The organism is Duganella radicis, from assembly GCF_009720825.1.
In the GTDB taxonomy this organism is placed as follows: Bacteria; Pseudomonadota; Gammaproteobacteria; order Burkholderiales; family Burkholderiaceae_D; genus Rugamonas; species Rugamonas radicis.
This window is the reverse complement of the sequence record NZ_WNKY01000001.1, coordinates 41331-62802: the sequence shown is the minus strand read 5'-3', so window position 1 is coordinate 62802 and position 21472 is coordinate 41331. Positions and strand designations below refer to the sequence as shown.

The following is a 21472-nucleotide window of genomic DNA, read 5'->3' as shown; positions in this document are numbered from 1 at the left end:
AAACGCTTTGTTACGATGTTATCGATTAAAATAGCGGAACATCGTTACCACCACCGAGCCATGGCCAAGAAGATCAAGTACCGTAACCTGCCGAATTTGCTGCTGAAAGCACGCGACAATGTGCTGGCGCAGTTCCGTCCCATCATTTCCCATTTCGGCCTGACCGAGCAGCAATGGCGCATCCTGCGTGTGCTGAGCGACGCCGGCGATCTGGAACAGCGGGAAATTTCGGAAAGCTGCCTCATTCTGGGCCCCAGCCTGACCGGCGTGCTGTCGCGCATGGAGGACATGAAGCTGATCGCGCGCACGCGCATGGAGGAAGACCAGCGCCGCGTCACGGTGCGCATGACGGCGCTGGGAGAAAAGGTGGTGGACGCCATGAGTCCACTGGTTACGCAGCAATATCGCAACGTCGAACAGGCGTACGGACCGGAGATGATGGCCGAGATCATCGCCCTGATGGACCGTTTCAACAGCGCCGACCGCAATACGGTGGCGCAGGTGAAACTGCCCGGCCCAGAGCAACTGGACCCGGAAATCCTCCAGTTGCTCAAGTAGACGCTTAACGCGGCGGGTGCGCCGCCACGTTGTCACGGGCGATCCGGAAGGCCTGGCTTAACACGTCCATATCGCCAATGTGGTTGGACAGCAGCAGAATCACTTCCGCGTTCAGCATGGCGCTCTGCGCATCGTCCAGATCCTGATGGGTATCGACCAGCAGTTCATAGAAGTCGTCATAATCGTCCAGATTCTGGGACAGGTTCAGTTGCTTCGTCATGCGAACTCCATTTCCTTGCAGGTTGCCCGCGCCACCGCATCGCGGATGGCTTGGGGATCGACAGTGCGCCAGCGCGCGCACACATGCTGGTCGGGACGCAGCAGGTAGAAGCTGCCCGGCGTGGCGTCGTAACGATTGGCGAACAAGCCCTCCGCATCTTCCAGCATGCCGGCACCTGCGCGGCCAGCCGGCGCCACCACCACCGTGCGTACCGGAATGCCATCGCCCGCCAGCGCTGCCGCCAGATGCAGGTTGGCGCGATCATCGGGACTGCCGGCGTAGTAAATGCCGGTGAACTGGTTGCCCACCTGGTCCAGCAGCCATGCGGGCCGGCCCTGCTGCAACAGCGGCGCATCGGACGCTGGCGAGCCCGGACGCAGGCCCTTGCGGAAGCTGTCCGCGTCCGGTGTGTTCAGCACCGAATCCTCGTACACCGATGGTGTCGACAAACGGCCGCTGTTCACCAGCTTGCGCGCAAACGGATGCTCCTTGGCCAGTTGCAGCACGGCGTCGCGGAACAGGCGGCTCACCGGGCTTTTCGGCGTGATGAAATCGGTGGCGCGGGTCGAGTTGAGGATGTTCTCGTCGGCCGCGTACTCGCGTTCGCGGGCATAGGTATCCAGCAAACTGTCCGGCGCCAGGCCTTGCAGCACAAGGCGCAGTTTCCACGCCAGATTGTCCGCGTCCTGCACACCGCTGTTGGCGCCGCGCGCGCCAAACGGCGACACGCCATGCGCCGAATCGCCGGCAAACAGCACGCGGCCATGGCGGAATTGATCCATGCGCAGGCAGCAGAAGGTGTAGATGCTGACCCATTCCAGTTCAAACTGCGCATCCTTGCCCAGCAAGGCGCGAATGCGCGGCAGCACGCGCTCCGGCTGTTTTTCCGCTTCCGGATCGGCGTCCCAGCCCAGCTGGAAGTCGATGCGCCAGACGTTGTCCGGCTGGCGGTGCAGCAGCACCGACTGGCCCGGATGGAATGGCGGATCGAACCAGAACCAGCGCTCGCTCGGGAAATCGGCCGTCATCTTGACGTCGGCGATCAGGAAGCGGTCGCGGAAGACGCGGCCTTTGCTTTCAAGCCCCATCAGCGAACGCACGGCGCTGCGGCCGCCATCGGCCGCCACCACGTACTCCGCTTGCAGTTCATAGGCACCTTCCGGTGTCTCCACCGTCAGCGTGACGTAGCCGTCGTGCTGCACCAGACCTGCCACGCGGCTGCGCCAGCGCAGGTCGAGATTCGACAGTTCCTGGCTGCGTTCATGCAGATAGCCTTCCAGGTAGTACTGCTGCAAGTTGATGAAGGCCGGGCGGCGATGTCCGCTTTCCGGCAGCAGGTCGAAGCTGTAGACTTCTTCGTCGCGATTGAAGATGCGGCCGACATTCCAGCTGACGCCCTTCTCCACCATGCGCTCGCCGCATTGCAGGCGATCGAGGATTTCCAGCGTGCGCTTGGAGAAGCAGATGGCGCGCGAACCGATCGACAGCTTGTTGTCGTCATCCAGCAGCACCACCGGCGTGCCTTGCTGCGCCAGATCGATGGCGGTCGCCAGCCCCACCGGGCCGGCGCCGACCACCACCACCGGATGCCGCTCCGTTGTGCCGGCGCGGGGCGGCGTGTGATCGAACACGCAGCTTTGGTAATCGATATCTTTGCTCATGGCGTCACCTCAGGCTTGCAACGAGTGCCACATTTCCTTGTCACGCTCGGCGGTCCAGATGCGCGGATGCTTGATGCCCTTGGCTTCGTCGTAGGCCCGGGTGACGTCGAACGGCAGGCAATGCTCGTAAATGAAGACGTGGCCGAACTTCGGGTCCATCTTGCTGCGGGTGTGGCTCATGGCCTCTTTCAGCGTGAGGTTCCGCGCCACCGCCTCTTTCGCGCTTTGCAGCAGCGTGGTGACGAAATCCCTGGTGTAATCCAGGCCGGCGTTGACTTCCTCAGGATTCAGCAGCGCCGGGCCGCGGCCTGGTACCAGCTTTTCGGCGCCCAGCGCGCGCAGGGCTTCCAGCGTGGCCGGCCACTCTTCCAGCTGGGCGTCGCCGGTGTAGGCGGCGGCGTCGTATTCCACCAGATCACCAGAGAAGCAGATCTTCTGCGATGGAATCCAGGCGATGGTGTCGCCCTTGGTGTGGCCCATGCCAATGTGCGCCAGCCTGACTTCCAGCTTGCCCATGAAGATGGTCAGCTCTTTTTCAAACACCATGGTCGGCCAGCTCAGGCCCGGCACCGACTCCACGCCGGCGAACAGGCGCGGGAAGCGTTCGATTTCGGATTTCATATCCTGCTCGCCGCGTTCGACGATCAATTCATAGGTGCCGCGCGAGGCGATGATCTGTTCCGCGCCTTCGTCGAAGTAAGCCGAGGCGCCCAGCACGCGCACCGCGTGGTAGTGCGACAGCACCACGTACTTGATCGGCAGGTCGGTCACGCTGCGAATGTGCTTGATCAGCGCCTGCGCCATGACGGGGGTGGCGGTGGTGTCGATCACCATCACGCTGTCATCGCCGATGATGACGCCGGAGTTAGGGTCGCCTTCGGCGGTGTAGGCGTAGGCGTTGTCGGACAGTTTGATGAAGCTGGTCTTTTTTTCTTCCAGGTCTGCCTGGGAAGCGAATTTCTTTTCTGCTGCCACGGTGGATCTCCTCATATTCGTTTGGGTAGGCAGACGATACGAGTTGCCGTATTATCTGTAAATTAGTGCACATCGATAAATACTATGAACAGTATTCATAACGGAGAATTGGACCTCAATCTGCTGCCGGTGTTTGACGCCCTGATCCGCGTGCGCAACGTCAGCCGGGCGGCGCATGAACTGAACATGTCGCAGAGCGCGGTCAGCCACGCGCTCAAGCGCCTGCGCCTGTTTTTCGGCGATCCCTTGTTTCTGAAAACCGGCAGCGGCATGCAACCAACGCCACGCGCGCTGGAGTTGCTCGATCCGGTGCTGTCGGTGATGGGAACGGTGCGCGGCGAACTGCTGGTGCGCGAAGGTTTCGACGCGACGGTGGCGCAACGCACCTTCAGCCTGTGCCTGACCGATATGGGCGAGTTGATCTTCCTGCCGCGCCTGATCTCAAAGCTGCGGCAGGCGGCGCCGCACTGCACGCTGCGCACGCTGCAAGTGCCGGTGCATCAGATTCAGGGTGTGCTGGAGAGCGGCGAGGCCGACCTGGCGTTGGGATCGCTGCATTCGGTGCCGGAAGGCTTGTTCCAGCAGCAGCTGTTCATGCGCTCCTTCGTCACCATCGTCAACCGCCGCAACCGCAAGGTTGGCGACAGCCTGACGGCCGAGCAGTTCTTCGACATGGAGCACATCGTGGTATCGCTGTCTGGCCGGCGCGAGGACAGTTACGACAGCGTGATCGACCACGTGGCCGGCCCGCGCCGTGTCTACCTGACCACGCCGCACTTCCTGACCGTGCCCATCATCATCGAAGAAAACCCCGAGCTGATCGCCACCGTGCCGCGCGAACTGGCAACCAAATTCGCCAGTTACAAAAGCATCAAGATGGTGGACACGCCGGTCAAAGTGCCCTCCTTCGCCATCCGCCAGCACTGGCACCCGCGGGTGCAGCACGACGCCGCCAACATCTGGCTGCGCCGCCAGGTCAAGGAAGCATTCGACACGGTGCCGGAATAACAACAAGCCACCTTTCCAATCGGTAATAAATCCCCGATTGACGTTTGAAATGAATAGTGCCAACGTAACAGGATTATTCACACAAGGACTACTCATGCACTTCCCACGCCGCCTCCTGCTTTGCGCCACCCTGTTGCCCGCCTTCGCCCTTGCTGCCGAGCCTCATGCAAGCTGGAGTTATGATGGCGCGAACGGTCCGAAAAACTGGGGCAGCCTGCAAGCGGAGTTCAGCGGCTGCAAGCTCGGCCACGAGCAATCGCCGATCGACATTCGCGCCACCAGCAAGAGCACCTTGCCAGCGCTGAATTTCAGCTACGCGCCGACGCCGTTGCACATCATCGACAACGGCCACACGGTACAGGTGAACTATGCCCCCGGCAGCAAGCTGAGCATCGACGGCCACGAATACCAGCTGCTGCAATTCCACTTCCACACGCCTAGCGAAGAAAGCATCAAAGGCCACCGCTATCCGCTGGTGGCGCATCTGGTGCACCGCGATGCCGACGGCAAGCTGGCGGTGGTTGCCGTGCTGTTCAAGCGCGGCAAAGCCAACCCGCTGGTGCAAACCGTGTGGCAATCGATTCCGAAAGAGAAGGAAGTGCAGCAGGACCCTGACGGCGTGACGCTCGACCTCAGCCAACTGCTGCCTGCCGCGCACGGCTACTACAACTTCGCCGGCTCGCTCACCACGCCGCCATGCAGCGAGGGCGTGAACTGGTATGTGCTGAAAACCCCGGTCGAGCTGTCGGCGGCGCAGTTGCGCCGCTTCACCAGCCTGTATCCGCACAACGCGCGACCGCTGCAACCGCTGCTCGGCCGCGCCGTGCTGGAAAGCGCCGATTAAGGCGCTACGCGGATTTATTTCACCGTCAGCTTGCCCGTGCCGGCGTTGCCGAGCACGGACTGCTTGACGTTGGCCGCGCTCAGCAGGTTGACGCTGTAAGGCACAGTCCAGCCCACCGCATTGCTGAAGCTGCATGCGCCGCCCGCGCTCAGGGCGCCGCCGTTCAGCAGCGAGCCCGACTCCACAATCGCGCCGGTCATGCTGGACGAGCCCGGATTCTTGATGATGTCCGGGCAGCTTGACGCGCCGGCGATGTCAAACGCGTTGTTTTGCGCAATGATCTTCGCTTTGTACGCCACGCCGATGCTGTACTGATGCTGGTAGATCGGATGCGTGCGCGAGCCTTCAAAGTAGTTGTTGTAGATGTGAACTTTGCCGAAGCGCACGCGCGGCGCGCGCTCGGCCACGTTCAGGAAGTAGTTGTTGTTGAAGGTCACGGTCAGATGGCCGTCGTCGCTGGTCTTGCTGTCGGATGAGCCGATCAGGTTGTTTTTCTCGTGCAGCTCGAAGCGGTTGTTGGAGATGGTCACGTAGTCCGAGCCATTCTTGACGTCCAGCGCGCCGTCGTGGCATTGCTTGATCTTGCCGTTTTCGATGGGCAGCTTGTCGTCGGTTTTGGGCGCGTCGGTGAATGCGTTGTGATCGATCCAGACATTCTTGGAGGCCAGCACGGTAATGCCATCGTACTCCGAATTCCAGTTGCCGGTGCTGCCGTCATCCGGGTCCCAGACCGGCGCGATATCGCACGGCATCACAATATTCAGGTTGCGGATGATGACGTTCTGCTTGCCGTTGATGACGAGGTTGGCGTTGACCAGCTTGGTGTCGCTGCCGATGCCGATCAGGGTGGTGTTGCTGCCGAGCTTGATCTGCAAGCGCGCGGCCTGATCGGTGGTGTCCTTGTAGGAGCCGCCGTTGTCGGCCGCGGTCGGATCGATGGTGCCGTACAGTTTGATGATCTTAGGATTATCGCCCTGCGCCTTGATGGCGGCGACCAGTTGCGCTGCCGAGTTGACCGTATAGATGGCCGTCGCCGGCGCCGCCGCGCCACCGGTGGTGCCACCGTTCTGGCCGGCCCAGCCGGTGGATGGCGCCGCCTCCAGGGTGGCGTTGGTTGGCGGCGGCGTTGGGGTCGGAGTCGGAGTCGGCGTTGGGGTCGGGGTCGGGGTCGGGGTCGGGGTCGGGGTCGGGGTCGGCGTTGGAGTTGGGGTCGGCGTTGGAGTTGGCGTTGGCGTTGGCGCGGCCAATGGTCCGACCGCGCATTTCTTGGCCAGCCCCGGATACGGATCGCTGCCAAAAGTGGAAACGTCACACAAGATGTCGCCCGAGAACGTCCCGATCACCCACTTATCCTTGATACCGAACGACACCTGCCGGCTGCTGGCGCCGACCTTGCAGGTGCCGCCGCTATCGGCGCATTTGGAAAAGCCGCTGGGCCAGTCCACCGCCGATGCACTGGCACTGCACAAGAGTGCGACCGCGCCAAAAATCACTGTGTGTTTTAGAGCCATTACCGTCTCCTCATGATTGTTATTGGAGACGTCATCATACAACTACGTGAAAACACTGACTTAAAATTAATCAATAAACCGCTTTTTTCTGCATATATCTGTAGTTATGGTGCCACATTGGCAATATCATCAGACAACTTTCCAAATGACAATTATGTGGCCGATTCGCCAAAATTCGCCGCGATCAACTCGCGCAGCCAGCACAAACCGGGGTCCTGGTGATAGCGACGGTGCCAGAACATATTGGTCTGCAACAGCGGCAGGCCCAGCGGCGACGGCGTCTGGCGCAGCTGGAACGGCCCGGCGGCGCGCTCGGCCAGCTTTTGCGGCACTGTCGCCACCATGTCGGTCGTACTGAGGATGTATGGCACGGCCGCAAAGTGCGGCACGCTAAAGGCGCGCTGTAGATCAATGCCGGCGGCGGTCAAGGCCTGATTGATGGCGTCATACGGGCTCTCCATCGCCGTGACCACCAGATGCCGGGCCGCCACCAGACGCGCCTGGGTCAGGCGTCCCGCCGCCAACGGATGGCCGCTGCGGAACAACGTGACCACCGACTGCCGGAACAGGCGGCGCTGAAACCACGCCTCGGGAGCATCCTCAAACGCGCCCAGCACCAGATCGATCCGTCCCTCCTCCAGCTCGCTGCGCAGATGAACCGCCCCCAGCCGCACAGTGGCGATTTCCACTTGCGGCGCCAGCGCCGCGCACTGCTCGATCAGGCGCGGCATGAAGTGGATTTCGCCGACATCGGTCATGGCCAGGGCAAATCGGCGGCGGCTGACTGCCGGCTCGAACGCCGGCGGCGGCCGCAAGGCTTGTTCCAGCTGCGACAGCGCCGCGCTGACGGCGTCCGCCATGCCTTCCGCCATCGGCGTCGGCTGCATGCCCTCGGCGGTGCGCACGAACAGATCGTCGCCGGTGCTCAGGCGCAGCCGCGCCAGCGCGTTGCTCACCGCCGATTGCGTCAGCCGCAGGCGCTTGGCGGCGGCGGAAATCTGGCGTTCGCGCATGATCTCGCGGAATACCAGCAACAGGTTCAAATCCAGGTCGCGCAAGTCCATTATTTACACCATAAATAGTCTACATTTTTGCATTTATATCGCAAATTTCACGTGTTTGCACTACATTGAGCCTCAGACATCAACAAGGAGACCTCCCTCATGAGCTACTTATCCGGCTTCGGCAACGAGTTCGCCACGGAAGCCCTGCCCGGCGCCCTGCCCGCGCACCAGAATTCGCCGCAACGCGCGCCCTACGGCCTGTATGCGGAACAATTGTCCGGCACCGCCTTCACGGCGCCGCGCTCGCACAACCGCCGCAGCTGGCTGTACCGCATCCGCCCGTCCGCCATGCACCAGCCGTTCAGGCAGATCGGCAATGGCCGCATCGTCAGCGACTTCAACCAAGTGCCGGCCCCGCCCAACCAACTGCGCTGGGACCCACTGCCGCTGCCGGATGCGCCAACCGATTTCATTGAGGGCTGGGTCACCATGGCCGGCAACTCCGGCTGCGGCATCCACCTGTACGCCGCCAACCGCGACATGCAAGGCCGCTACTTCTACGACGCCGACGGCGAACTGCTGATCGTGCCGCAGCAAGGCCGCCTGCACATCGCCACCGAAATGGGCGTGATCGACATCGAGCCGCAAGAGATCGCCGTGATTCCACGCGGCGTGCGTTTCCAGGTCAGCCTGCCGGACGGCAGCGCGCACGGCTACATCTGCGAAAACTTCGGCGCCCTGCTGCGCCTGCCGGACATGGGACCGATCGGCTCCAACGGCCTGGCCAATCCGCGCGACTTCCTGACCCCGCAAGCGGCCTACGAGGACAAGGAAGGCGACTTCGAACTGGTGGCCAAATTCAGCGGCAACCTGTGGAGCGCCAACATCGGCCACTCGCCGCTGGACGTGGTGGCCTGGCACGGCAACTATGCGCCGTACAAATACGACCTGCGCCACTTCAACACCATCGGCTCGATCAGCTACGACCATCCGGACCCGTCGATCTTCCTGGTGCTGCACTCGCCATCCGACACGCCCGGCGTGGATACGCTGGACTTCGTGATCTTCCCACCGCGCTGGCTGGCAGCCGAGAACACCTTCCGTCCGCCCTGGTTCCACCGCAACGTGGCCAGCGAGTTCATGGGCCTGATCGAAGGCCAGTACGACGCCAAGTCGACCGGCTTCCGCCCCGGCGGCGCCAGCCTGCACAACTGCATGAGCGGCCACGGCCCGGACGCGCCGACCTTTGAAAAAGCCAGCGCCATCGACACCAGCACGCCGCAAAAAGTCGACAACACCATGGCCTTCATGTTCGAGACCATCAACGTCATCCTGCCGACCGCGCACGCGCTGGCCTCGCCACAACTGCAAGCGGACTACTATCAGTGCTGGCAGGGCTTCAAGAAATTCTTCAACGGGAACCAGGCATGAGCATCCAACTGAACGAAACCCACGACCCGGCGCTGCGCAGCTGGGTGGCGTCGGCCAACACGCCGGACACCGACTTCCCGATCCAGAACCTGCCGTTCTGCCTGTTCCGCCGGGCCGGCCGCAATGCCGTGTTCGGCGGCGGCGTGGCCATCGGCGACCAGATCGTCTCGCTGGCCGCGCTCGGCCGCGCGCTGGAGGACGCCGATCCGCTGGCGCGCTCGGCCGCCGTGCTGGGCGCGCGCTCCAACCTCAACGCGCTGATGGACGCCGGGCCGGCCGCCTGGTCGGCGCTGCGCCTGGCCCTGTCGCGCCTGCTGCGCAGCGACGCCGCGCCGCGTCCGGAAATCCTGGTGCCGCAGGCCGAGGCGGAATTCGCCGTGCCGGCGCAGATCGGCGACTACACCGATTTCTACACCTCGATCCATCACGCCACGGCGGTGGGCAAGCTGTTCCGGCCGGACAATCCGCTGCTGCCCAACTACAAATGGGTGCCGATCGGCTACCACGGCCGCGCCTCGACCATCGGCGTCTCGGGCCAGACCTTCCACCGTCCGCGCGGCCAGACCCGTGGCGCCACCGAGGCCGAACCAGTGTTCGGCCCGAGCAAGCGGCTGGATTATGAGCTGGAGGTGGGCATCTTCGTCGGCGGCGGCAACGCGCGCGGCGAGCCGATCGAGGCGGCCGACGCCGAGCGGCACGTATTCGGCCTGTGCCTGTTGAACGACTGGTCGGCACGCGACCTGCAAGCGTGGGAATACCAGCCGCTGGGGCCGTTCCTGTCGAAGAACTTCGCCACCACCATCTCGCCGTGGATCGTCACGCTGGAAGCGCTGGCGCCGTACCGCGCCGCATGGCAGCGCGACGCCGCCGATCCGCAGCCGCTGCCCTACCTCGATTACCCGTCGCTGCGCGACAGCGGCGGCTTCGATATCGAACTGGAAGTGCTGTTGCAAACAGCCGCCATGCGCCGCGACGGTATCGCGCCGGCGCGCATCTCGCTGTCCAACTTCCGCCATTCCTACTGGACCGTGGCGCAGCTGCTGGCGCACCACACCGTCAACGGCTGCGCCTTGCAGGCCGGCGACTTGCTGGGATCGGGCACGCAGTCCGGTCCGCAGCCGGAAGAAGCCGGCTCCCTGCTGGAAATGACCGCCGGCGGCAAACAGCCGCTGACGCTGCCCAACGGCGAGCAACGCATCTTCCTGGAAGACGGCGACACCATCGAAATGCGCGGCTGGACCAAGGCCGGCCGCCATCCGCGCATCGGCTTCGGCGCGGTGGCAGGCACGGTGCTTCCCGCGCGCTGAGCGGGCTTGCCCCGAACCTGAAGGTGCGGGGCAAGCCCGGTTCACGAAACACTCATGACCGTACCGACATGCTAACCGCCGCCTCATTGCAGCGGTTGGGCACCATGGTGCCCGGGTCAATGGCGACGAGGCGATCGGCTGCGGCTATCGTCTCATTGTGGTGCGCGAGGATGACACGGGCAATGGTCGATATGGATTACCTGAGCTGCTCCTGCACCTTGGCAATGCCTGCGACGGCGCACTGTTCATCCAATTGACCACCCGGGGCACCCCCCACTCCCACGGCACCGATCACTTCATTACCCACCTTGACAGGCACACCTCCGCCCAGTAACAGGTAGCCTGGAATGTGCACGAGGTTGGCAGCGGCAGGGTTCTTTTGCGAACGCTCCCACATGGCCAGTGTCGTTTCCCTTGCCGATAACGAAGTGTATGCCTTGAGGCGGCTGGAGTCGATCGTGTGAGGGCCTCCATTGTCTGCGCGTTGTACCGCACGAACAACGCCAGCGCGATCGACTACGGTGGCGCTCACGGCATAGCCGTTGGCAGCACAGGTGGCCACAGCTTGAGCGGCAATTTGCGTTGCCAGTTCTAGTGATATGTTCTTCTCGATGCGCACGCCGTCGGCATGAGCTCCAGCGCAGGCGATCAGTGACAGAGTGATAGCGGCGGCTTTTATAAGAGTGTTCTGCATGGTTTCAGTTAGTTGGGTTTGAGCTGTTTTGCTCCGGAACCACCCAATGTGGTGCCGTATGAGAACTGTAGAAGGTGCGGCTGGTTTTGCCTATCCGTGCGACTACCTACCCCCCTGTAAGACTAACAAGCCACAGCGATATGCAGGGATGGAACACGGACAATGCCCAGTCTCGCATGGTGTTGGAAGGCGGCTTGAACCGTTCGTGGCCGACCGTGAGGTTTCCCCAGCTTCTGGCCCATAGATGTTGAACCACTACTGGACCAGCGAGGCATATTGCCGCACCAACTGCGCTAACGATTCCACGGCAAGCTTGGCGTACAGGCTGGCGCGATGGTTTTCCACCGTGCGAGGAGAAAGCTCCAGCGCGCGACCAATTTCCTTGTTAGTCAGGCCGTCGACGATAAAGCAAAGCACCTCGCGTTCGCGAGGCGAAAGCTGGGCGTGTCGCTCGCGCGCCCGCTGGCTGAGTTGGTGATTCTGTCGCGAATGAAGGTGCTGACGAACGGCGCTCTGCAAGGCATCGATAAGTACCTCGTCGTCCACTGGTTTTTCCAGGAATTCTACTGCACCAGCCTTGAAGGAGCGACGACACATGTCGACAGTACCATGGCCCGTGAGCATGATGATCGGTTGATCCACACCCCGCGCAATGAGTTGCTCCATCACTGTCAGGCCACTGATGGCAGGCATGCGCATATCCAGCACGATGACGCCGATGCTGGTGGGATCGAACTCCGTTATGAACGACCGCGGGTCAGCCCAGGTCTGTACACGCAGTCCCACGGTGCCGATTAACATGCTAAGGCTGTCTCGCACAGCGGTGTCGTCGTCCACCAAATGGATGAGGGGTGAAGAAGCTTTATTGGACATGGACTAAGGTGCGGCGGCAAGGGTCAGGACAAACTCGGCACCGCGCCCTGTTGCAGTAGGGAGGGGTACATCAGGTGTCAGTACCAGTTGAGCTCCCATGGCCTGTGCCAGACTCTCGCACAGCGTGAGGCCCAGGCCCAAGCCCCCCGAGCGGGTGGTGTAAAACGGCTCAAACAAGTGCGGGCGAGCTTCTGGTCGTACGCCGGGGCCATGGTCGCACACCGACAATGCGACATGCCTCGCACCCAAGTTCCGCATGACAATTCGAAGCTGGCGCTCGGCAGGGGGCACTTGTGACAAAGCATGCAAGGCATTCATCAGGAGGTTATGGACGATCTGCTGCAAGGCCACAGGATCGGCGAGCACCAATGGCAGCGCAGGCTCGGAACAGATGGTCGGCGTGATATTCCCCCGCTCCAGTTCTGGCTCCAGCAAGCGCAGAACCTCCTGCACGGCGGGGCCCAACGGCAAAGGCCGCACTTGCTGCGCCAATTCCGGGCGCTCGACCAAGCGACGTAAGCGTCGTACCACGCTGGATGCCCGGCGGGCTTGTTCCACAGCGCGGACTATGGCCGTCTGTACGCTGCTCAAATCGGGCGGATCTTTCGCCAGCAGACGCTGCGCAGCCTGTGCGCTGGATAGCAGCGCGGTGAGCGGCTGGTTCAACTCGTGCGCCATGCCAGCCGCCAGTTCGCCCAGCGTGTTTAGTTTCGCCACTTGGTTCAGTCGCAGCAGTTCTTCGCCCCGGCGGCGCGACGCCCGCTGGCGCCGCCATCCAAGACTGCCCGCCCATAGCATCCCCGTGAGGACACACCAACCAAGCATGCGAAACCATGGAAGCTCCCGCGGGCTGACCGTGCGCCGCGCCACCACGTCCAGCGGCTGGCTCGGGATAGTAAGCCGCTTGTGAAAGGTGTAGGTCCAACCAAAATCAACTCCATGGGGGGGGCCGGACTGCACCACAAATGCCGCTCCCCCCAATTCCAGAATCACACGCACCGGGCTGCTGTCCATATCCATAGGCCACTCGTTGTACGGCACTGTAGCGCGCAGGTCGATATTCAACGCATAACTGGCCGGGGTACTGGCCATCACCAAGTGATAACGGCCAGCGGGCAAGTCGATCAACGCCATCTCAGGCCGCCCGGACCGGCGCGACGCAGCCTCGGCCTTGGCAAGCGGGATTTGCAGCGCTGCGGGCCACTTCCCTTCCTCGGTCCGCTGCAATACGGACGGTATCTGAGGGTATACCGATGACAATCGAGCGAGCGCCGGCGGAAAGTTTGCTCCCGCACCGATGGTCGGCACGGATGACGGCTGCAACAAAGCCAGCGTGGAGATCACCGCGTCATGCTGCACCACCCGTTGACTCAGCCTGCGATGTGCGATGCGCCCGTCTGTCTCAAAGGCCGCCCGCAATTCCTGCAAGCGCGAATGTGCGAGCCAGACGGCACCGCTAACCGCTACGACAGCCCATAGGAACCAAGTAGCGGCATGAAGTTTTGCGCTTTCGCGGCGACTTGCCTTGATCATGTGTCGCAACCAGCTGGCACTAACTTGGCGCAAGACTCAAGACCTTCGACCACGAATTCAATCTGGGGGCGTAGTCGCCCGTTGATTTAGAGGCCATTTACCATCCGCATTTTTATAATATTCCAATAATCGTGGTGGTTCATTTTAAAAAAATTTCCATCTCGGCTGTAGGCAGCCCGAGTGCATGCCGTCCAACTCAAGTCCGGCCATCGCAGATCCCCCCCAGGCACGCGGCGATCGAGCGCCGCCACGTGCCGATATGCGACGCTGAACTACCTCTAGAACTTGGTGCGGACGCCGATCGCCACAGCGTGCGGCGAAGCGCCAACACCGTCCGCGACAACGGCCACGCCATTTGCCGAGCCCACACCATACGCGGCAGCACCTTCATTGGACACGCGCGAATAACCGCCATACACGCTGCTGCGCTTGCTGAACAAATATTCGTACAGCAGACCGTAGCTCTTGGCGTCGGCGTTGGCCACCGTGCGGTTCTTCAGATTGCCGTAGCTGGCTTTCCATTTGCCCTGACCGAACGGCACTTCCAGCTCCAGCGACCAGAAATTGAAGTCCGGCGTGGCGGCGGTGGCGGTATCATTACGCACCGTCTCGTAGATCGCGTACGGCTTCACGGCGCCGAAGTCATACGCCACGGAACCGGCGGCGTACTTGGTGTGGTTGCCCGGAATCGACGGCGCCTTCTTCTTGTCGGCATAGCTCAGCGCGGCCAGCAACTGCCCGCGCTCAAGGTTCAGTTGGACGTTGAAGACGTCGCCATAGCGCTTGTCCGGCGCGGCGGCGCTCGGCACCGTCACGTTCTCGCCTAACGCGTAGAACACATTGGCGGTCACGCCGTTGTACGAAGGCGACACATAACGGATCGAGTTATCGAAGCGCACGTCGTCGATCTGCGGAATGAACGATGCCGTGGCGTCCGCAAAGCCGACCTGGTGCGTGGTGAATTTTACGTGCAGCAAGTGCAGCGGCATGTACTGGCGGCCCAGCGTCAGCGTGCCCACCGCATCGCTGGCCAGCCCGACGTAAGCGTGACGGCCAAACAGCAAGCCCCCCTGCGCGGCGACCCCGCTGTCGACGTTGAAGCCGTTTTCGATGCTGAATACCGCTTTCAGCCCGCCACCCAGGTCCTCATTGCCCATGAAGCCGAGTCGGCTTTGGCTCAGGCTGCCGCTTTGCAGGCTGTTCTGATTGCCGATCTTGCCGCCGCCGTTGGCGAACTGAAGGTTGGTGTCCACAATGCCGTAGACGGTGACGTTGCTGGTGTTCTGGGCTTGTGCGGCGGCGCTGCTGGCGACCAGACCCAGCAGGACATATTGCATTGCTCTCAAGATTATCTCCGATTGTTATAGGGCTGCGCATCATATTGCTCCCCTGCCCGGACGGTGTGCGCCGGTGCGAACGGCTGGGGTGGATTGAGTATCGAGTCTGGCATCTTGAAGGACAATCAATTAATATTGATTAACTTTTCATAAAAACTTAACAATTACGTATCATGCCTCTGCCACGCTATACCCTCCGCCAGCTGGAAGCTTTTTCGACCGTTGCGGAAACGCTCACCTTCACCGAGGCGGGCAATCGCCTCGGCCTGACGCCGTCCGCGGTGAGCCAGCTGGTGGCGGAACTGGAGGGCGCGGTCGGTTTCCGCCTGTTTGACCGCAGTACACGCAAGGTGGCGCTGACCTCGGCCGGCAAGGAATTCTTGCAGGCGGCGGAGTTGGTGCTGCGCCACCTGCGACTGGCGGAAGCGGCCGCGGTGGACCTGCGCAAAGGGTCCACCGGCCTGGTGCGCATCGCGGCGCCGATGGTGATCGCCGGGGCGATCCTGCCGCGCATCATCAAGTCGCACGCCGAGGCTTTCCCCGATGTGACGGTGCGCATCCGCGATGCATCAGTGGAAAGCATGACCGAAATGGTGTCGACCGGCGAAGTGGACTTGGCCATGGGGCCGGACCGCAACAGTGGCGCCGCCGCCACCCACGTCAATTTGTTCGAGAGTCCGTGGGTGCTGTGGTGCGCCCCAACCCACGCGCTGGCCGGCAAGACGCTCCTGCGGTGGCAGGATTTGCGTGGCGAGGCGCTGGTGGCGGCCGGCCGCGACCATGAGCGCGCCACCATGCAGGCCCGCGGCAACGCCCCGGACGGCGAGGGGATCACCCCGGCCGACATCGTCGACAATATCTCGACCGCGCTGGGGATCGCCGCCAGCGGCCTGGCCGCGACGCTGTCCCCGGCCTACGTGTCGCTATGGGCCGAGCGCTTCGGCCTGATCATGCGCCACATCGAGGAACCGCGCGTGACGCGGCAAGTGTGCCTGTACCTGCCGACCCACCGCACCATCTCGGCCGCCGCGCGCGGCTTTGCCAGCTACATCGCGCAACAGTACGGTGTCGGCGAGGCGCTGGCGCACTACGGCTCATAAGGCCTTGCCACACTCGATCAGGCTATCGGTCATGATCAGCGTCAGCGGATTGTCGCTGTCCGCCTTCCAATGCGCGGACACCTGCGCCAGCAGGCCGTCGGTCGCCACCGGCAGCATGACGATGCGGTGCTCCAGCACCAGCCGCCGCGCGTAGCTCAGCGGCAACAGGCACACCAGCTCGCTGGAGTCGAGCATGGCGACATTGGTGGTCAGCGACATCGATTCCACCGCCACGTCAAGCGCGATCTGCTTTTCCTGCAACAGGCGGGCCAGGGCTTTGTAAGCGAGCGAGCCTATCGACGGCACAATCCAGCCGGTGGTGGCCAGCTCGCCCCAACCCAGTTCGCGGTGGCCGGCCAGCGGGTGATGCAAGCCGCTGCACAAGACCAGCGGGTCGTGCGACAGCACGGTCGACTGCGTGGATGGCGGGCCGTCTTTCTCCGTGCCGCGCGCCACCACGACGTCCAGCTTGCCCTCCTCCAGCATTTCCAGCAGCCCGTCGGCCGGCCCCTCGTGCAGCTTGATGCGGGCGCCTGGCGCCAGCTCGCGGAAACGGCGTATCGCCTGCGGCACCAGCACCTGCGCCGCCGTGGTCACGGTGCCGATCGCCACCGTGCCGGAGACGCCCTGCGCCAGCGCGGCGATCTCGACCTCCGCGTTGGTCAGCTGTTGCAGGATTTCGCCGGCGCGGCGCGCCAACCGCTCGCCCATCACCGTGAACTCGATGCGGTTGCCGGCCCGCCGAAACAGGCTGACGCCGGTTATGTTCTCCAGCTCCCTTAACTGTTTCGATATGGCCGGCTGGGTCACGTGCAGCGCGTCGGCCACCCTGTACACCTGCCCCAGTTGTTGTAACGCCACAAGAATCCGCAGCTGATTGATTTTCAGGCCGCCTTCGGAAAAGCGCCGTATCGGCATCAGCCGGTTGCTCTGGTTCATACCCTCTCCATAACTTTTTTTCATTATGGCAGAAAAATTGCTCAATCGACGAGTCAGTGCCGCTTCGCTATCGTTCCGGCATCGGCAGGAGACAACATAGATGAACGAGCATACTGGGCGGGACAACATGGCGGGCTTATGCGGGACCTTGGCCGCTTGCGCACCGCTGCATAACCAAAACGACATGGAGCGTTACCAGCGGGGGTGGGGCGCCAGCGCTACGGAAATCGCCAAGACTGTCGCGACCTGCCGCCGTCCGCACCAGCCCCACCCGCTCCAACAACCTCATCCCGGACACATTTTCAATTGACCTGTCGCGTGCCCCCCACGCATTTCGCAACTGCCGGCTCCTGCCAGCCGGCGCCTATAAAACCATTGGAGACTTTCATGCCACTCAAACCGCTCATCGCCGTACTGCCAGCCGTGTTCGCGTTCACCCACGCGGCGGCCCAGGCCCAGGTCAAGGTCGGCGTCAGCCTGTCGGCCACCGGCCCGGCGGCCTCGCTGGGCATCGCCCAGAAAAACAGCGTGGCCCTGCTGCCGACCAAGATCGGCAACACCACCATCGAATACATCGTGCTGGACGACGCCTCCGACAGCACCACCGCCGTCAAGAACGAGCGCAAGCTGGTGACCGAGCAAAAGGTCGACCTCATCCTCGGCTCGACCACCTCGCCCAACTCGCTGGCCATGATCGACCTGGCCGCCGAATCGGGTACGCCACTCATCACCATGGCCGCCGCCGCGTCGCTGGTCGAGCCGATGGACGCCAAGCGCAAATGGATCTTCAAGACGTCGCCAAACGATGCCCACATGGCCAGCGCCATCGTCAACAGCATGGTCGATCAAGGCGTCAAGACCGCCGGCTTCATCGGCTTCGCCGACGCCTACGGTGAAAGCTGGTACCGCGAGTTCGCCAGGCTGGCGGAACAAAATCACATCAAGATCGTCGCCAGCGAACGCTTCGCGCGCACCGACACCTCCGTCACGGGACAGGCGCTGAAGATCATCGGCGCCAACCCGGACGCGGTGCTGATCGCCGGCGCCGGCACCCCGGCCGCGCTGCCGCAAAAGACGCTGAAGGAACGCGCCTACAGGGGCAAGCTCTACCAGACCCACGGCGTCACCAACAACGATTTCCTGCGCGTGTGCGGCGCCGATTGCGAAGGCACCTTCGTCGCCGCCGGCCCGCTGGTGGTGGCGGACCAGCTGTCGGACGCGTTCCCGATGAAGCAGGCCGCCCTGAGCTACAAGAACACCTACGAAAAGGCCTACGGCGCCGGCAGCGCCAGCACCTTCGGCAGCCACGCCTGGGATGCCGGCCTGCTGCTGAGCGCCGCCCTGCCGGAAGCGCTGAAGAAGGGGAAGCCCGGCACGCGTGAATTCCGCCAGGGCCTGCGCGACGCGCTGGAGAACATCAAGAACCTGCCGGTGTCGCATGGCATCGTCAACATGGGGCCGAACGACCACGTCGGCCTGGACCGCCGCGCCCGCGTGCTGGTGAAGATCACCAACGGCAAGTGGACCTTGCCTGAGGCGAAGTAACAGACACGGCCCCTCCGGGGCTGGTCCATTTTCTTTCCCGCCGCCGCCGCCCCGATCCGGGCGGCGCGCCGGCTGTTTCGCGAGTTTAATCATGGATATTTCGATTGCCGCCATCCTGACCCAGGATGGCATCACCAACGGCGCGGTGTATGCGCTGATGGCGCTCGCGCTGGTGCTGGTGTTTTCAGTCACGCGCGTCATTTTCATTCCGCTGGGCGAGTTCGTCGCGTTCGGCGCCCTCACGCTGGCCACCATCCAGGCCGGCCGCTTCCCGCAGGCCGCCACCCTGCTGGCCGTCCTGGGGTTGCTGGCCTTCCTGCAGGAGGCGTGGCACCTGTGGCAGCGCGCGGCCGGCCGCCGCCTGGCGCTGGCGCCGCTGCGCACCGCGTTCGGCAAGTTCGTGCTGGCGCCGGCCGCCATCTATGCCCTCGCCCACTTCGGCGCCCGCCCCGAGCTGCCGCTGGCGCTGCAGGTCGCGCTGGCGCTGATCGTGGTGGTGCCGCTCGGCCCGCTGGTGTACCGTCTGGCGTTCCAGCCGCTGGCCAGTGCCAGCACGCTGGTGCTGCTGATCGTCTCGGTCGGCGTGCATTTCGCCATGCTGGGGCTGGGCCTGGCGCTGTTCGGCGCCGAAGGCTCGCGCACCACGCCCTTCACCGAGGCCCGCTTCGACCTCGGCACGCTGGCCGTCTCGGGCCAGAGCCTGGTGGTGATCGGCGTCTCGCTGGCGCTGATCGCGGCGCTGTACTTCTACTTCGAACGCACGCTGGCCGGCAAGGCGCTGCGCGCCACCGCCATCAACCGCCTCGGCGCGCAACTGGTCGGCATCGGCACCACCCAGGCCGGCCGGCTGGCGTTCACGCTGGCGGCGGGCATCGGCGCCCTGTGCGGCATCCTGATCGCCCCGCTCACCACCATCTACTACGACTCCGGCTTCCTGACCGGCCTGAAAGGCTTTGTCGGCGCCATCGTCGGCGGCCTGGCCGCCTACCCGGCGGCGGCGGCCGGCGCCCTGCTGGTTGGTGTGCTGGAATCGTTCTCGTCTTTCTGGGCCAGTACCCTCAAGGAAGTCATCGTGTTCACCCTGATTATTCCCGTGCTGCTGTGGCGCTCGCTGAAATCCACCCATATCGAAGAGGGAGAAGAATAATGAAACGGCCTCTTTACCTGTTCATCGCCGCCATGGCGGCGGTGCCCCTGCTGCCGACGCCGGAATACTGGATCACGCTGGCCAACTATGTCGGCCTGTACGCGCTGGTCGCGCTCGGCCTGGTGTTGCTGACCGGCGTGGGCGGGCTGACCTCGTTCGGCCAGGCCGCGTTCGTCGGCCTGGGCGCCTACACCTCCGCCTACCTGAGCACGCGCTACGGCCTGTCGCCGTGGTTCGGGCTGCTGGCCGGGGTGGTCATCACCGCCGCCGCCGCGCTGTTGATCGGCATGATCACCATGCCGCTGTCCGGACACTACCTGCCGCTGGGCACCATCGCCTGGGGCCTGTCGCTGTTCTTCCTGTTCGGCAACCTCGACTTCCTCGGCCGCTACGACGGCATCAACAGCATCCCCGAGATCCCGGTGTTCGGCTACGCCATCGCCAGCGGCCGCGAGATGTACGGCCTGATCTGGCTGCTGGTGCTGCTGGCCGTGTTCGCGGTGCAGAACCTGCTCAATTCGCGTCCCGGCCGCGCCATCCGCGCGCTGAAGGGCCGCGGCGTGATGGCCGAGGCCATGGGCGTGGACACCACCTGGATGAAGATCGCCATCTTCGTGCTGGCGGCGCTGCTGGCTTGCCTGTCCGGCTGGCTGTACGCCCACATGCAGCGCACCGTCAACCCGACGCCGTTCGGCCTGAACACCGGCATCGAGTACCTGTTCATGGCGGTGGTCGGCGGCGCCGGCCACGTCTGGGGCGCCCTGCTCGGCTCGACCTTGCTGACCTTGCTCAAGGACCAGCTGCAAACCGTGCTGCCCAAGCTGCTCGGTTCCAACGGCAACTACGAGATCGTGGTGTTCGGCGTGCTGATGGTGCTGCTGCTGCAACGCGCCCGCGACGGCGTCTGGGCCTTCGTGCGCAAGCGCTTCCCGGCGGCGCCGCCGGCGGTGGCGCCGGACGACGCGCCGGTGCTGGTGCGCCGCGCGCGCCACAAGGCCGGCACCACGGTGCTGGAAGTCGACCTGGCGCGCAAGATGTTCGGCGGCCTGGTGGCGGTGAATGACATGCAGTTCGAGGTCAAGGCCGGCGAGATCGTCGGCCTGATCGGCCCCAACGGCGCCGGCAAGTCCACCATGTTCAACCTGGTCACCGGCCTGCTGCCGCTGACCTCGGGCGAAATCCGCTTCCGCGTCGGCAACGAGATGCGGCGCATCAACGGCCAATCGTCGCGCCAGATCGTCCGCCACGGCATCGCCCGCACCTTCCAGCACGTCAAGCTGATCCCCGACATGAGCGTGCTGGAGAACGTCGCCCTCGGCGCCCACCTGCGCGGCCTGCATGGCGAGATCGGCGGCCTGGCCGCCGCCATGGTGCGCGGCAACCGCAGCGAGGAGCAAGTGCTGCTGTTCGAGGCGCGCCGCCAGTTGGAGCGGGTCGGCCTCGGCCATCTGATGTACGAGGAGGCGGGCAACCTGGCGCTGGGCCAGCAACGCATCCTCGAAATCGCCCGCGCCCTGTGCTGCGATCCGACCCTGCTGTTGCTGGACGAGCCGGCCGCCGGCCTGCGCTACCAGGAAAAACAGGCGCTGGCCGAGCTGCTGGCCAAGCTGCGCGCGGAAGGCATGAGCGTGCTGATCGTCGAACACGACATGGACTTCGTCATGAACCTGGTGGACCGCCTGGTGGTGATGGAATTTGGCACCCGCATCTCGACCGGCCGCCCGCAGGAAGTCCGGTCCGACCCGGCGGTGCTGCAAGCTTATCTCGGCGGCGTGGACTAAGGAA

At 63.7% G+C, this 21472-nt stretch carries 19 protein-coding genes; 9 read left to right on the top strand and 10 right to left on the bottom strand.

All coding sequences use genetic code 11. From position 1 onward, the window contains the following. The first annotated feature begins 60 nt into the window (after positions 1-60). Entirely contained in the window at positions 61-558 is a 498-nt protein-coding gene (hpaR, locus tag GM676_RS00250) for a homoprotocatechuate degradation operon regulator HpaR (RefSeq protein ID WP_155461378.1), read from the top strand. 4 nt (positions 559-562) lie between these two features. On the opposite strand, the gene GM676_RS00245 is transcribed toward hpaR, so the two are convergent. Genes GM676_RS00245 through GM676_RS00235 form a run of 3 tightly spaced genes read right to left on the bottom strand, consistent with a single transcriptional unit; the run spans position 563 to position 3414 of the window. After that, entirely contained in the window at positions 563-778 is a 216-nt protein-coding gene (locus tag GM676_RS00245) for a DUF2783 domain-containing protein (protein ID WP_155461377.1), read from the bottom strand. Beyond that, positions 775-2439: an FAD-dependent oxidoreductase gene (locus tag GM676_RS00240; protein ID WP_155461376.1), complete on the bottom strand. Its 1665-nt coding sequence runs from the start codon at positions 2437-2439 to the stop codon at positions 775-777. The genes GM676_RS00245 and GM676_RS00240 overlap by 4 nt, the downstream gene beginning before the upstream one ends. A 9-nt stretch (positions 2440-2448) precedes the next feature. Next, entirely contained in the window at positions 2449-3414 is a 966-nt protein-coding gene (locus tag GM676_RS00235; RefSeq protein WP_371866045.1) for an MBL fold metallo-hydrolase, read from the bottom strand. Positions 3415-3498: 84 nt separating this feature from the next. Here GM676_RS00235 and GM676_RS00230 point away from each other — a divergent pair, with 84 nt between their 5' ends. Together GM676_RS00230 and GM676_RS00225 are read left to right on the top strand one after the other, a co-directional pair. Beyond that, a complete protein-coding gene (locus GM676_RS00230; RefSeq protein ID WP_155461374.1) occupies positions 3499-4422 on the top strand; it encodes a LysR family transcriptional regulator in 924 nt (307 codons plus the stop codon). Between the two features lie 94 nt (positions 4423-4516). Further along, positions 4517-5266: a carbonic anhydrase gene (locus tag GM676_RS00225; protein ID WP_211923119.1), complete on the top strand. Its 750-nt coding sequence runs from the start codon at positions 4517-4519 to the stop codon at positions 5264-5266. Between the two features lie 14 nt (positions 5267-5280). Here GM676_RS00225 and GM676_RS00220 read toward each other — a convergent pair whose 3' ends face one another. Then, positions 5281-6777: a pectate lyase family protein gene (locus tag GM676_RS00220; RefSeq protein WP_155461372.1), complete on the bottom strand. Its 1497-nt coding sequence runs from the start codon at positions 6775-6777 to the stop codon at positions 5281-5283. Positions 6778-6929: 152 nt separating this feature from the next. Then, complete coding sequence (locus GM676_RS00215) at positions 6930-7841, bottom strand: LysR family transcriptional regulator (protein WP_155461371.1); 912 nt, start codon at positions 7839-7841, stop codon at positions 6930-6932. Between the two features lie 99 nt (positions 7842-7940). On the opposite strand from GM676_RS00215, the gene hmgA reads away from it, so the two are divergent. Continuing rightward, complete coding sequence (gene hmgA, locus GM676_RS00210) at positions 7941-9212, top strand: homogentisate 1,2-dioxygenase (RefSeq protein ID WP_155461370.1); 1272 nt, start codon at positions 7941-7943, stop codon at positions 9210-9212. Then, on the top strand, positions 9209-10519 hold the full coding sequence (fahA, locus tag GM676_RS00205; RefSeq protein ID WP_155461369.1) for a fumarylacetoacetase: 1311 nt from the start codon (positions 9209-9211) through the stop codon (positions 10517-10519). The genes hmgA and fahA overlap by 4 nt, the downstream gene beginning before the upstream one ends. Before the next feature lie 196 nt (positions 10520-10715). On the opposite strand, the gene GM676_RS00200 is transcribed toward fahA, so the two are convergent. From GM676_RS00200 to GM676_RS00185, 4 genes are all read right to left on the bottom strand, one after another. Next, complete coding sequence (locus GM676_RS00200) at positions 10716-11213, bottom strand: GlcG/HbpS family heme-binding protein (RefSeq protein WP_155461368.1); 498 nt, start codon at positions 11211-11213, stop codon at positions 10716-10718. 255 nt (positions 11214-11468) lie between these two features. After that, the gene (locus GM676_RS00195) at positions 11469-12086 is read right to left on the bottom strand and encodes a response regulator transcription factor (protein WP_155461367.1); all 618 of its coding nucleotides are present in this window, start codon (positions 12084-12086) and stop codon (positions 11469-11471) included. 3 nt (positions 12087-12089) lie between these two features. Then, complete coding sequence (locus tag GM676_RS00190; RefSeq protein WP_155461366.1) at positions 12090-13619, bottom strand: sensor histidine kinase; 1530 nt, start codon at positions 13617-13619, stop codon at positions 12090-12092. A gap of 278 nt (positions 13620-13897) precedes the next feature. Next, positions 13898-14956 carry a porin gene (locus tag GM676_RS00185; protein ID WP_229262490.1) on the bottom strand — a complete coding sequence of 353 codons (1059 nt, stop codon included), beginning with the start codon at positions 14954-14956 and terminating at the stop codon, positions 13898-13900. 173 nt (positions 14957-15129) lie between these two features. Here GM676_RS00185 and GM676_RS00180 point away from each other — a divergent pair, with 173 nt between their 5' ends. Further along, complete coding sequence (locus tag GM676_RS00180) at positions 15130-16056, top strand: LysR family transcriptional regulator (RefSeq protein ID WP_155461364.1); 927 nt, start codon at positions 15130-15132, stop codon at positions 16054-16056. On the opposite strand, the gene GM676_RS00175 is transcribed toward GM676_RS00180, so the two are convergent. Continuing rightward, positions 16051-16995 carry a LysR family transcriptional regulator gene (locus GM676_RS00175; RefSeq protein ID WP_170304179.1) on the bottom strand — a complete coding sequence of 315 codons (945 nt, stop codon included), beginning with the start codon at positions 16993-16995 and terminating at the stop codon, positions 16051-16053. The two genes, GM676_RS00180 and GM676_RS00175, sit on opposite strands and share 6 nt — an antisense overlap. 387 nt (positions 16996-17382) lie before the next feature. Between GM676_RS00175 and GM676_RS00170 the strand changes: the two genes are divergently transcribed. From GM676_RS00170 to GM676_RS00160, 3 genes are all read left to right on the top strand, one after another. Continuing rightward, positions 17383-18540, top strand: a complete 1158-nt coding sequence (locus tag GM676_RS00170; protein WP_155461362.1) for an ABC transporter substrate-binding protein — start codon at positions 17383-17385, stop codon at positions 18538-18540. Positions 18541-18631: 91 nt separating this feature from the next. Next, positions 18632-19687 carry a branched-chain amino acid ABC transporter permease gene (locus GM676_RS00165; protein WP_155461361.1) on the top strand — a complete coding sequence of 352 codons (1056 nt, stop codon included), beginning with the start codon at positions 18632-18634 and terminating at the stop codon, positions 19685-19687. After that, complete coding sequence (locus GM676_RS00160; protein ID WP_155461360.1) at positions 19687-21468, top strand: branched-chain amino acid ABC transporter ATP-binding protein/permease; 1782 nt, start codon at positions 19687-19689, stop codon at positions 21466-21468. The genes GM676_RS00165 and GM676_RS00160 overlap by 1 nt, the downstream gene beginning before the upstream one ends. The last annotated feature ends 4 nt before the right edge of the window (positions 21469-21472 follow it).

Excerpts from the sequence above, each read along its gene's own strand:
- hmgA (WP_155461370.1), top strand. The coding sequence starts at position 7,941 with ATGAGCTACTTATCCGGCTTCGGCAACGAGTTCGCCACGGAAGCCCTG.
- GM676_RS00160 (WP_155461360.1), top strand. The coding sequence starts at position 19,687 with ATGAAACGGCCTCTTTACCTGTTCATCGCCGCCATGGCGGCGGTGCCC.
- GM676_RS00165 (WP_155461361.1), top strand. The coding sequence starts at position 18,632 with ATGGATATTTCGATTGCCGCCATCCTGACCCAGGATGGCATCACCAAC.
- GM676_RS00215 (WP_155461371.1), bottom strand. The coding sequence starts at position 7,841 with ATGGACTTGCGCGACCTGGATTTGAACCTGTTGCTGGTATTCCGCGAG.
- GM676_RS00180 (WP_155461364.1), top strand. The coding sequence starts at position 15,130 with ATGCCTCTGCCACGCTATACCCTCCGCCAGCTGGAAGCTTTTTCGACC.
- GM676_RS00230 (WP_155461374.1), top strand. The coding sequence starts at position 3,499 with ATGAACAGTATTCATAACGGAGAATTGGACCTCAATCTGCTGCCGGTG.
- hpaR (WP_155461378.1), top strand. The coding sequence starts at position 61 with ATGGCCAAGAAGATCAAGTACCGTAACCTGCCGAATTTGCTGCTGAAA.
- GM676_RS00195 (WP_155461367.1), bottom strand. The coding sequence starts at position 12,086 with ATGTCCAATAAAGCTTCTTCACCCCTCATCCATTTGGTGGACGACGAC.
- fahA (WP_155461369.1), top strand. The coding sequence starts at position 9,209 with ATGAGCATCCAACTGAACGAAACCCACGACCCGGCGCTGCGCAGCTGG.
- GM676_RS00220 (WP_155461372.1), bottom strand. The coding sequence starts at position 6,777 with ATGGCTCTAAAACACACAGTGATTTTTGGCGCGGTCGCACTCTTGTGC.
- GM676_RS00190 (WP_155461366.1), bottom strand. The coding sequence starts at position 13,619 with ATGATCAAGGCAAGTCGCCGCGAAAGCGCAAAACTTCATGCCGCTACT.
- GM676_RS00185 (WP_229262490.1), bottom strand. The coding sequence starts at position 14,956 with ATGCAATATGTCCTGCTGGGTCTGGTCGCCAGCAGCGCCGCCGCACAA.
- GM676_RS00245 (WP_155461377.1), bottom strand. The coding sequence starts at position 778 with ATGACGAAGCAACTGAACCTGTCCCAGAATCTGGACGATTATGACGAC.
- GM676_RS00200 (WP_155461368.1), bottom strand. The coding sequence starts at position 11,213 with ATGCAGAACACTCTTATAAAAGCCGCCGCTATCACTCTGTCACTGATC.
- GM676_RS00175 (WP_170304179.1), bottom strand. The coding sequence starts at position 16,995 with ATGAACCAGAGCAACCGGCTGATGCCGATACGGCGCTTTTCCGAAGGC.
- GM676_RS00225 (WP_211923119.1), top strand. The coding sequence starts at position 4,517 with ATGCACTTCCCACGCCGCCTCCTGCTTTGCGCCACCCTGTTGCCCGCC.
- GM676_RS00240 (WP_155461376.1), bottom strand. The coding sequence starts at position 2,439 with ATGAGCAAAGATATCGATTACCAAAGCTGCGTGTTCGATCACACGCCG.
- GM676_RS00170 (WP_155461362.1), top strand. The coding sequence starts at position 17,383 with ATGCCACTCAAACCGCTCATCGCCGTACTGCCAGCCGTGTTCGCGTTC.